This window comes from Lentzea sp. NPDC003310 (assembly GCF_040610935.1).
Taxonomy (GTDB): domain Bacteria; phylum Actinomycetota; class Actinomycetes; order Mycobacteriales; family Pseudonocardiaceae; genus Lentzea.
In genome coordinates, this window is record NZ_JBEXNC010000024.1 from 114,594 (window position 1) to 125,736 (window position 11,143).

8 protein-coding genes are annotated in these 11,143 nt (G+C 69.5%); 7 read left to right on the forward strand and 1 reads right to left on the reverse strand.

The window, feature by feature from the left end:
* From ABZX02_RS38575 to ABZX02_RS38595, 5 genes are all read left to right on the forward strand, one after another.
* Complete coding sequence (locus ABZX02_RS38575) at positions 1-2,520, forward strand: FtsX-like permease family protein (RefSeq protein WP_355306146.1); 2,520 nt, start codon at positions 1-3, stop codon at positions 2,518-2,520.
* Positions 2,521-3,042: 522 nt separating this feature from the next.
* Positions 3,043-4,305 (forward strand): extracellular solute-binding protein, encoded by a 1,263-nt coding sequence (locus tag ABZX02_RS38580; RefSeq protein ID WP_355306148.1) that lies wholly within the window; start codon positions 3,043-3,045, stop codon positions 4,303-4,305.
* Positions 4,306-4,382: 77 nt separating this feature from the next.
* Positions 4,383-5,282: a sugar ABC transporter permease gene (locus tag ABZX02_RS38585; protein WP_355306170.1), complete on the forward strand. Its 900-nt coding sequence runs from the start codon at positions 4,383-4,385 to the stop codon at positions 5,280-5,282.
* A 4-nt stretch (positions 5,283-5,286) separates the two neighbouring features.
* On the forward strand, positions 5,287-6,111 hold the full coding sequence (locus ABZX02_RS38590; protein ID WP_355306149.1) for a carbohydrate ABC transporter permease: 825 nt from the start codon (positions 5,287-5,289) through the stop codon (positions 6,109-6,111).
* A gap of 4 nt (positions 6,112-6,115) precedes the next feature.
* Entirely contained in the window at positions 6,116-7,522 is a 1,407-nt protein-coding gene (locus ABZX02_RS38595; protein ID WP_355306151.1) for a GH1 family beta-glucosidase, read from the forward strand.
* Positions 7,523-7,600: 78 nt separating this feature from the next.
* Here the strand turns inward: ABZX02_RS38595 and ABZX02_RS38600 are convergent, their stop codons facing one another.
* Positions 7,601-8,800, reverse strand: coding sequence for an esterase-like activity of phytase family protein (locus ABZX02_RS38600; protein ID WP_355306153.1), 1,200 nt, complete (start codon positions 8,798-8,800; stop codon positions 7,601-7,603).
* A gap of 72 nt (positions 8,801-8,872) precedes the next feature.
* Here ABZX02_RS38600 and ABZX02_RS38605 point away from each other — a divergent pair, with 72 nt between their 5' ends.
* Positions 8,873-9,895 (forward strand): GNAT family N-acetyltransferase, encoded by a 1,023-nt coding sequence (locus ABZX02_RS38605; RefSeq protein WP_355306154.1) that lies wholly within the window; start codon positions 8,873-8,875, stop codon positions 9,893-9,895.
* Between the two features lie 78 nt (positions 9,896-9,973).
* On the forward strand, positions 9,974-10,999 hold the full coding sequence (locus ABZX02_RS38610) for a LacI family DNA-binding transcriptional regulator (RefSeq protein WP_355306156.1): 1,026 nt from the start codon (positions 9,974-9,976) through the stop codon (positions 10,997-10,999).
* Positions 11,000-11,143: the final 144 nt, after the last annotated feature.

An 11,143-nucleotide genomic window follows, 5' to 3' on the forward strand; every position in this document is an offset into this window, starting at 1 on the left:
ATGTTGAAGACGATCCTCGCGGGCCTGCGCGCCCGCACGGCGAGGCTGGTGCTGTCGAGCATCGCCATCGCGCTCGGCGTCGCGTTCGTGACGGGCACGCTCGTGCTCGGCGACGCGGTCGGCGAGCAGACCAGGGACAACTTCGCCCGCAGCGCCCGCAACGTCGACGCCGCGGTGCACACGGGGGAGAACAGCCCGAACCGGGAGGACGGCATCCCTGCCGACTTCCTGCAGAAGATCCGCGCCACGCCGGGCGTCGAGGGCGCGGACTCCCGCGAGTTCGGCAGCGCGGCGTTGCTGAGCGGCGAGGGCAAGGCGCGCCAGGCGCTCGTCCAGCCGCTGCCGACCACGGAGAAGCTGCGCGACTTCAACCTCAAGGACGGCAAGTTCCCGGCCAAGGCCGACGAGGCCGCGATCGACGCGAAGACCGCCCAGATCGCGAAGCTCAAGGTCGGCGACAAGCTGAAGCTGCTCGACGAGGACAACGCCGAGCACGCGTTCACCATCGTCGGCACCTACCAGCAGGGCGCGAGCAGCATCTCGATGTCCGGCAGCGACCACGTCCTGGTCTCGCCGGAGGGCCTGCGCACGGTGATCCCGAAGCAGCGGATCTACGAGATCGTGGCCGTCGCCAAGGCGGGCGTCTCGCAGCAGCAGCTCGTCGACTCGATCACCAAGGCCATCGGCCCCGGCTACGACGTGCAGACCGGCGAGCAGCTGACCCAGGCGACGCTCGCGCAGGTCGGTGACGCGGCCGGCGAGATCAAGACGTTTCTGCTCGCGTTCGCCGCGATCTCGCTCGTCGTCGCGGGCATGGTCATCTACAACACCTTCACGATCCTCGTTGCCCAGCGCACGAAGGAACTGGCGCTGCTGCGCTGCGTCGGAGCGGAACGCGGGCAGGTGTTCCGGTCCGTGCTCGCCGAGGCGGTCTTCATGGGCCTCGCGGCGTCGATCCTCGGCATCCTCGGCGGACTCGGCGTGTCGGCCGGACTGCAGGCGTTCATCAGCACGGTCGGCGGCCCCAGCGGGGGCGAGGACGCCCCGATCCGCCTGCCGATCACGTGGGTGACGATCGCCGCGGGCTTCGGCGTCGGTGTGGTCGTGACCGTCCTGTCGGCCGTGCTGCCGGCCCGCCGCGCCACGAAGGTCGCCCCGGTGGCGGCCCTGCGCTCGCAGCCGGACAGCAGCGACGACGTCGCCCGCACCGGCAAGGTCCGCATCGCCGTCGCCACCCTGATCGCACTGATCGGCGGCGTGGGTGTCTACTTCGGACTCCAGCAGGAGAAGGAAGAACCGGCGATGTTCATCACCGGTGGCGCCACGATGGTCCTGCTGTTCGCCGTCCTGCTGCTCGGCCCGCTCTACGTGCCGCTGGTGAACCGCCTGTTCGGCACGGCCCTGCGCGGCGTCCCGGCGAAGCTGGCCTCGGCCAACGCGGGCCGCAACCCCAAGCGCACCGCCGCCACCACGGCCGCGCTGATGATCGGCGTGACCATCGTCGCGATGGTGACGGTCGTGGCGGGCAGCGGCCGCCAGACCATGACCGAGCAGGTCGACAAGCGCTTCCCGGCCGACTACGCGGTCAAGTCGAACGTCTACAGCCAGCCGCTCACCGACAAGTTCGTCGCCCAGCTCGCCGAGGTGCGCAACGTCGAGAAGGTGGCACCGGAGCTGCGCGCCTTCGGCGAGTCGCCCAAGCTCGAGTACGCCGACGTCACCGGCTACCCGGCCGACGCGCTGGGCACCCTGGTGCGGCCGGAGCTCGCCGGCGGCACGCTGGTCGGCCTGAAGGCGAACGAGATCGCCATGCGGGAGAAGGAGGCCAAGACGGCGGGCGTCGCCCTCGGCTCCACGGTCCCGATCAGCGGCAAGGACCTCAAGGTCGTCGCGTTGATCAAGGACAACAGCTACGGCACCGGCATCGTGACGCTCGAGACCGCGCAGTCGCTGCTCAAGGAGCCCGCCAAGGGCTACCAGAACGTGCTGGTCAAGCTGGCTCCCGGCACCGACATCACGGTGGCGCGGGCCGACCTCGAACGGGTCATCGCGACCTCGCCGGTGGCGGTGCTCGACTCCGCGGCCGAGACCAAGGCGGAGCTGAACGGCCAGATCGACCAGATCCTGCTGTTCATCTGGGCCCTCGTGGGCCTGGCGCTGATCATCGCCCTGTTCGGCATCGCGAACACGCTGACGCTCTCGGTGCTCGAACGGACCCGCGAGTCCGCGCTGCTGCGGGCACTGGGCCTGACCAGGGGCCAGCTGCGCCAGATGCTGGTGGTCGAGTCGATCCTGATGGCGCTGATCGGCGCGGTCGTGGGCGTGGTGCTCGGCGCCGGCTTCGGCTGGCTGCTGGTCGAGGCGATCTCGAACTCGGAGTTCCAGATCAGCTTCTCCATCCCGTTCGGACAGATCGGCATCATGCTCGGCCTCGCCGTCATCGCGGCGGTCGTCGCCGCGGCTCTGCCGGCCCGGCGCGCGGCCCGGAACTCGGTGGTCGCGGGCATGGCCGAGGCGTAGGGGACACCCCGCCCGGCCTCGCTGTCGGGGGCCACGGCCGGGCGGGTTCGGGAGTGCGGCGACTCCGGGCCGCACGACCGGGGGATCGGTGGAGGTCCGGTGCTGTCGGGGCACCGGGCCTCCGCTGCGTTTCCGGGACGCTCACGCAAGGTGAGCACGTGCACGGAAAGTGACCGGAAAGGGTTCACCTGCGGAAACGCTCCAGCGCTACCCGCCGGTGCGCACTCCAATCACGACCTGCCAAAAAATCTTGGAGGCCGCGCGTCACGTTCGCCGCGCAACCCCCTCTACCTGGGGTGAGGGACGACCGGAGCGAGGGCCCGGTCGTCCCTCTTCTGCTTCCCGGGACGCCGTCGGCGCCTGATCGCAACCTTCCCGCAATTTCCGGCAAAGGTTTTTGTTGCCTGCCGCCACAAAGTTACGGAACGATGTCGACCGCTTGACACCCGCGCCTCTCCGGTTGAGTGTGAGAGCGCTCTCATCACAGTTAAGCGCCGCTCACGGCGTCGTCGAGGAGGACGGATGAGCAGAAGGCTGGTCGGCAGCGTCGCTGCGACCCTCGTGATGGTTCTGGCCGCCGGGTGCGGCGGGAGTTCCGAGGCCGACGGCAAGATCGAGCTGTCGCTGGGCCTCTTCTCCGACTTCGGGTACGACAAGCTCATCGAGGAGTACATGGCCTCGCACTCGAACATCAAGATCGAGCAGCGCAAGGTCAAGATGGAGCAGCACAACACGCAGCTCGCGACTCAGCTCGCGGGTGGCCGTGGTGCCGCGGACATCGTCGCCCTCGAGGAAGGCGTGATCTCGCAGTTCCGCGCCTCCAAGGACAAGTTCGTCAACCTGGCGGAGTACGGCGCCAAGGACCTCAAGGACCAGTGGGCCGGGTGGAAGTGGAACCAGGGCACCGCCGACGGCGGTGAGTTCGTGCTGGGGCTGGGCACGGACATGGGCAGCCTGGGTCTCTGCTACCGCTCCGACCTGTTCGCGGCGGCCGGTCTGCCCACGGACCGGGCCGAGGTCGCGAAGTTGTGGCCCACGTGGGCCGACTACGCGAAGGTCGCCGACCAGTTCTCGGCCAAGACGCCGAACGTGAAGTTCGTCGACACCGGCCGCAACGTCTACAAGGCGATCCTCGACCAGACCGAGGAGGGCTACTTCGCGAAGGACGACTCGTACATCGCGGAGAAGAACGACAAGGTCAAGGCGGCGTTCGACCAGGCGGCGGCCCTGGGCACCAAGGGGCAGACCGGTGCTCTCGAGCCGTTCAGCCAGGACTGGAACGTCGCGCTGAAGCAGGGTTCGTTCGCCACCACCACCTGCCCGGCCTGGGCGCTCGCGCTGATCAAGGCGGGTGCCGGCGACGCGGCGGCCGGGAAGTGGGACGTGACGACGGCGCCCGGCGGCGGCGGCAACTGGGGCGGCTCGTTCCTCGCCGTCCCGAAGCAGGGCAAGCACCCGAAGGAGGCCTACGAGCTCGCCAAGTGGCTCACGGCCCCCGAGCAGCAGAAGCGGATCTTCAAGGAGACGGGCAACCTGCCGTCGCAGCCGAAGGTCTACCAGGACGCCGAGGTGCAGGCGACCGTCAACGAGTACTTCAACAAGGCTCCGGTGGGCCAGATCTTCGCGACCTCGGCGGAGTCGCTGAAGCCGACCTACCGCGGCACGAAGGACTCGAAGGTCGGCCCGGTGTTCGGCACCGCGCTGACCCGCGTGGAGCAGGGCAAGCAGTCCGCGGCTGACGCGTGGACGCAGGCCCTGAAGGAAGCGACGGACGCCGCCAAGTGACGGTGACTCGTCCGGAGACCGAGGCGGCCCCGGCCGCCTCGGTTTCGCCTTCCACCACACCGCCGCGGAACTTCCGGCTGAGCAACTGGGACGCCAAGTACACGCCGTACCTGATCATCGCGCCGTTCTTCCTGGTGTTCGGCATCTTCGGGCTCTACCCGCTGGTGTACACGGCGTGGGTGTCGCTGCACGACTGGCAGCTGATCGACGGCAACCTGGGGTTCGTCGGCCTGGACAACTACGTCACGTTGTTCGCCGACGCCAAGTTCTGGAACGCGCTGTTCAACACGCTGAGCCTGTTCGTGCTCTCCACGGTGCCGCAGCTGCTCGCGGCGCTCGGGCTCGCCGCGCTGCTGGACCGGGGTCTGCGCGGCAGCGCGTTCTGGCGGGCCGGCGTGCTACTGCCCAACGTCATCTCGGTCGCCGCCGTGGCGCTGGTGTTCGCGCAGTTCTTCGGCCGCGACTTCGGCATCGTGAACTTCCTGCTCGGCTTCGTCGGCATCGACCCGATCGACTGGCGCGCCGAGACGTGGGCCTCGCACCTCGCGGTGTCGACGATGGTCATGTGGCGCTGGACGGGCTACAACGCGCTGCTGTACCTCGCGGCCATGCAGTCCGTGCCGAAGGACATGTACGAGTCGGCCACTTTGGACGGTGCCTCGCGCTGGCGCATGTTCTGGTCGATCACCGTGCCGTCGATCCGGCCCACGATCCTGTTCACCGTCGTCACCTCGACGATCGGTGGTCTGCAGCTGTTCGCGGAACCGGCGCTCTTCGACCCCGGCTTCGCCGCCAACAACTCGACCGGCGGCTCCGACCGGCAGTTCCAGACGCTGGTGCTCTACATGTACGAGAAGGGCTTCCGGTTGTTCGACGCGGGCTACGCGGCCACCATCGCCTGGATGCTGTTCGTGGTCGTCCTGCTCGTCGCGCTGGTCAACTTCACGCTGACGCGGCGCATCGCGGGCAAGGGGTGATCGCATGAAGAACGCCAAGGCAGGCCCCCTGCTCTACGGGTTCCTGGTCGCCGTGCTCGCCGCGTCGGTCTTCCCGCTGTACTACTCGTTCATCGTCGCGTCGAAGGACAACTCGGTCCTCGGCGAGAAGGTCCCGCCGCTGGTCCCCGGCGGCAACCTGGTCGAGAACATCACCCGCGTCTTCGACACGGTCGACTTCTGGCTCGCCATGCAGAACTCGTTCATCGTGGCGGCCACGGTGGCGATCTCGAACGTCGTGCTGGGCACGCTCGCCGGGTTCGCCTTCTCGCGGCTGCGGTTCAAGGGCCGCGACTCGCTGTTCCTGCTCGTGCTCGGCACCGCGATGGTGCCGACGCAGCTCGGCGTGATCCCGCTGTACATGCTGATGTCGGACCTCGACTGGTACGGCACGCTGCAGGCGGTCATCGTGCCGGTGCTGATCGGCTCGTTCGCGGTGTTCTGGATGCGCCAGGCGTGCGAGGAGACCGTGCCGTACGAGCTGATCGAGGCCGCGCGCGTGGACGGCTGCTCGGTGCTGCGGACGTTCTGGCACGTCGGGTTCCCGGCGGTGCGGCCCCAGGCGGCGGTGCTCGGCATGTTCACGTTCATGACGGCCTGGAACGACTTCTTCTGGCCACTGATCGTGCTCGACCCCAACGACAGCCCCACTGTGCAGGTCGCCCTGTCGACGCTGGCCAGTGGCTACTACACCGACTACTCGTTGATGCTCGCCGGTGCCTCCATCGCGGTGCTGCCGGTGATCGCGATCTTCGTCCTGCTGTCCCGCCAGATCGTCGGCGGCATCATGCAGGGCGCGGTGAAGGGATGAGTGAATGACGACCGACTCGGACGTCGAGGTCGGGCGGGAGGTGCTGACCTTCCCACCGGACTTCCTGTGGGGGGCGGCCACCGCGGCGTTCCAGATCGAGGGCGCGACCACAGTGGACGGTCGTGGCCCGTCGATCTGGGACACGTTCGCCGCGACGCCCGGCAAGGTGCTGGCCGGCGACACGGGTGACCCCGCGTGCGACCACTACCACCGGTACGCCTCCGACGTGGACCTGATGAAGTCCCTCGGGCTCGCGTCCTACCGGTTCTCGGTCGCGTGGCCCCGGATCCAGCCGACCGGCAGCGGCCAGGTCAACGGGCGCGGGCTCGCGTTCTACGACCGGCTGGTGGACTCGTTGCTGGAGAAGGACATCCAGCCGCTCGTCACGCTGTACCACTGGGACCTCCCGCAGGTGCTGGAGGACTTCGGCGGCTGGCGCAACCGCGACACCGCCTACCGCTTCGCCGAGTACGCGGCGATCGTGCACGAACGGCTCGGCGACCGGGTGCAGGCCTGGACCACGCTGAACGAGCCGTGGGTGTCCGCGTTCCTGGGCTACGGCAACGGGATCCACGCGCCGGGCGTCACCGACGCGGTGGCGTCCCTGGAGGCCGCGCACCACCTGCTGCTCGCCCACGGCCTCGCCACGCAGGCGTTGCGGGCGCAGGCACCGGAGTCGCACCGGCTGTCGATCGTGCTCAACTTCAGCACGATCTACGGCGACGACGCCGAGGCGGTCCGCAAGGTCGACGGCCTGCAGAACCGCATCCTGCTCGACCCGGTCCTCGGCAAGGGCTACCCGCTCGACGTCCTGCAGGACACGACGTGGCTCGGCGACTGGACGAACGTGGTCCGCGACGGCGACATGGAGACCATCGCGACCCCGGTCGACTGGATCGGCGTGAACTACTACAACCCGACCCGTGTCGCGCCCGCCGACCCGGACTTCGTGCCGGCCGGACCGCACGCGGGCCTGCGCGGCGTCACGATCGAGCCGCCGCAGGGCGAGCTCACCGGGTTCGGGTGGGAGCAGAACGCCGACGCGTTCACCGAACTGCTGGTGCGCTTGTCCCGCGACGCGGACGGGGTGCCGCTGGTCGTGACGGAGAACGGGTCCGCGTTCCCGGACGTCGTCGACCCCGCGGGCCGCGTGCACGACGTCGCACGGACGAAGTACCTGGTGGACCACGTGCGCGCGGTGCACCGGGCGATCTCCGAGGGCGCGGACATCCGCGGCTACCTCGCCTGGTCGCTGCTCGACAACTTCGAGTGGGCCGCCGGGTACTCGCAGCGGTTCGGGATCGTGCACGTCGACTTCGAGACGCAGCGGCGGACGGTCAAGGAGAGCGCCGTGGCGCTGTCCCGGATCATCGGGCAGAACGGGCTTCCCGCGCACGGGTACAGCGTCTAGCCCACAGTCGGGCCGAGGGGGCCTGGAGCGCTCTCACCTGCGGATACTTCTGTCCAAAGGTGAGAGCGCTCTCTTCGTCTAGCGGCGGCGCAGCACGCGCGGGTCGGCGTGCAGGTTCGCGCCGAGCCGGATGGTGATGAACTCGTTGTCGTCCGGCTTGCCGGGCGTGCGGCCCGACGACGACGGGAAGTTGTTGTCGTTGAGCACCGCGATCGTGCGGTCGTCGAGGATCGTGACGTCCTCGATCGTCGTGAACGGGAAGCGGAACGGGTCGGCCTGGCCGCCGACGTGCCGGGGGTTGGCCAGGTTCAGCAGGTCGGCGACGAGCGTCTTGTCCAGCTTGCCGTCGCGGTTCCGGTCGCGCTTGTCCGCGAGGTACACGCGCTTGACCAGCGCGTCCGCGCCCTGCGCGCCGTCGCGTTCGATGACCAGCAGCCGGTTCGCGTCGACCGCGATCGCGTCACCGATGGCGAAGTTCGGGTTCTCCAGCTGGTAGACCCACCTCTTGCCGGTGTAGCGGTTCGAGGCGATGTCGAACTCGTTGAGGCGCAACGTGCCCGGCTCGTCACCGGCGACCGTGCCCTCCAGCAGCGCGTTGAGCGTCCTGCCGTCCGGGGAGAGCGTGATGCCCTCGAAGCCCTTGCTGCCGCCGATGGTCGGGTTGCCCTCGGGGTTCTCCGGCGCGCGGACACCGGCCAGCGGGACCGGCGCGGCGAGGAGACGTCCGGCGCGGTCGAAGTGCAGCAGGTACGGGCCGAACTCGTCGCCCATCCAGTAGGTGCCGTCGGCACCCCGCGTGAACGACTCGACGTCGAGGTCGGCTCCCGTCAGGACGCGGTCGGGACGGGTGAGCGGCGTCTTGATGTGGCCGTTCGGGTCGGTCAGCGTGATGCCGCCGAGCACGTCCACCCGGTTGGTCCCGAAGTCCGGCGCGATGCGGTGGATGCGCAGGTTGAAGTCGGCGCTGTTGGCCTTCGTGCCGTAGCCGTTGTCCGACAGCACGTCGTAGGTGCCGTCGCTGTTGCGCAGCACGCCGCTGAAACCCTGGACCGGCTGGTCGGCGAACGGCGGGACGACACCGTTGACAGGGGCGGTGCCGAGGGCGGACCCGCTCGGCTCGCTGCCCGGGACGAAGGTCTCGGCGGCCAGCGAGGCGAAGTTCGTGAGCGTCGCCTGCCCGGGAGCGCTGGGACGGTGCGCGTCGGGGGCGGCGGTGGTCGGCGTGGCCAGCGCGGTGACGCCGAGCAGGGTGAGGCCTGCGGCCAGAGTTCTCCTCATGCGGCGACCCTATGAGCATCGTTTTACCCGTGGTTCGTCTCGCGGCAACAAGTTCCGTGAACTCTTGACGTCATGACGACGACCTGGCGCTTGCGCTTCGAACTCAGCGACAGCCCCGGCGCGCTCGCCCGCGTCACCGTCCGGCTGGCCGCCGCCGACTGCAACGTCCTCGCGCTGCACGTGATGCCCGTGCCCGGCGGCGTGCTGGACGAGATCGTGGTGCGGGCGGCGGAGGGCGTGCTGCCCGCCGACCTGGTCGAGGCCGTGCGCAGCGAGGGCGGCAAGCGCGTCGGGATCACCAGGGCGGACCTGCGCGACCTCGTCGACCAGCCGACCTCCGTGCTGCGCGCGGCGAAGAGGGCGCTGACCGACCCCGAGCAGACCGGCGACGCACTCCGCCAGGTGCTGGCCGCCGACTCCGTGGTGGTCGGCGAGGCCGCGGACGGCCAGGTCCAGTTGGGAGAGTGGGTGGCCCGGCGCGGCTGGGCCCCGTTCACCCAGGTCGAGCTCACCCGCGCCCAGGCCCTGCTCGACCTCGTGGACGCGCCGGCGCCCTCGCTGCGCGCGGTGCTGAGCGACGACGGCGCGGCGCTCGTGCTGCGCCCCGGTTCCGCCGCCGACGAGGAGTCCGTCGAGGCGCTGCACTCCCGCTGTTCGATGAGGACGATGTTCAACCGCTACCACTCGGGCATGCGCACCGTCCCGCGCCGCTGGCTGCACCGCCTGCTCAGCCCGCCCCGCGGCACCACGGTCCTCGCCCAGACCGGTGACCAGGTGGTGGCCCTCGGTCAGCTCATCCACACCGGAACGCCGGACTGCGCCGAGATCTCGCTGCTGGTCGAGGACGCCTGGCAACGCCGCGGCGTGGGCGCGGCCCTGCTGGGCGCGCTCGCCGCGGACGCCCGCGCGGCCGGTTTCACCGAGCTCGTGGCGTGGTGCCTGCCCTCGGAGACCGCCCTGGTCCGCACCGCCGCCCGCGCCGGCCTCGCCACCACGACACGCCGGGAGGACGGCCTTCTGCGCGTCTCGATCGCGCCGCGCGGACGCGCCCTGAAGACGCCGGTTCCGGCGGAGGCCGCCGAAAAAACACGATGAACAGCGCGGAAACCCTCCCGGGAGATCCTTTGGGGCTAAGCTGCTTAGCGGATCAAAGGTTTTCATCGAGGAGTGGTGGTGCTCGTGTCCAACCACGCGCGTCCGACGTTGGAAGACGTTGCCGCGAGGGCAGGGGTTTCCCGCGCCACGGCGTCCCGTGTGCTGAACGCGTCACCCCGCGTCAGCCCGGAGGCGCTGGAGGCGGTCAACGCGGCGGTCACGGCCCTGGGCTACCAGCCCAACCGCGCCGCACGAGCGCTGGTCACCCGCCGCACCGGCGCCGTCGCCGTGCTGTTCTCCGAGCCGGAGCCCAAGATCTTCGACGACCCGCACTTCGCCCGCCTGATCCGCGCGGGGGCGCGGGCCCTCGCGGACATGGACGTGCAGATGGTCCTGATGCTGGTGCACTCGCCGGACGACCAGGCCCGCGCCCACCGGTTCCTCGCCGGCGGCCACGTGGACGGCGCGCTGGTGTTCGCACCGCACCGCAACGACGAACTCGTGTCCGTCGTGAAGAAGCTCCCGCTGCCGGTCGTGTACGCCGGTAAGCCGTGGGGGTCGTTGCGCGGCATGCACCTCGTCGACAACGACAACGAGGGCGGCGCGGTGCTCGCCACCGAGCACCTGAAGTCGCTGGGGCGGCGGAAGATCGTCCACGTCTCCGGGCCGTTGGACGAGTTGTCGGCCATAGATCGGTTGAACGGGTTCAAGTCCGCCCTGTCGTTGGACGACAAGGGGGCGGCCCGGTTGACCGAGGACGGTGGGTTCACCCGGGAGGGTGGGCGGAAGGCCATGTCCGCTCTGTTGGCTCGGGTGCCCGGGTTGGACGCTGTGTTCGTGGCTTCGGACTTGATGGCTGCTGGGGCGTTGGAGACTTTGCACGAGGCTGGGCGGCGGGTGCCTGAGGATGTCGCGGTGGTCGGGTTCGACGATCATGTGGCTATTGCTGAGCACACTGTGCCGCCGTTGACTTCGGTTCGGCAGGACTCTGATGAGCAGGTCAAGGTGATGGTGGAGCACCTGATGAAGCTGCTGCGGGATGAGACTGTGAAGAAGAAGCAGCAGATGCTGCCTACGGTTTTGGTGCCTCGCGAGTCTGCTTGAGTTTGGTTCGCGCCGGTTCCGTTGGTGGTTCCTTTGCGTGCGGCGGGCGCCTGTTGCGTGCTTCCCCTGGGGGCTCTGCCCCCAGACCCCCGGCAATCTGATCAGGGGGCCAGCGCTGTGGGCGGGTAGATGGCACGCCTGTTG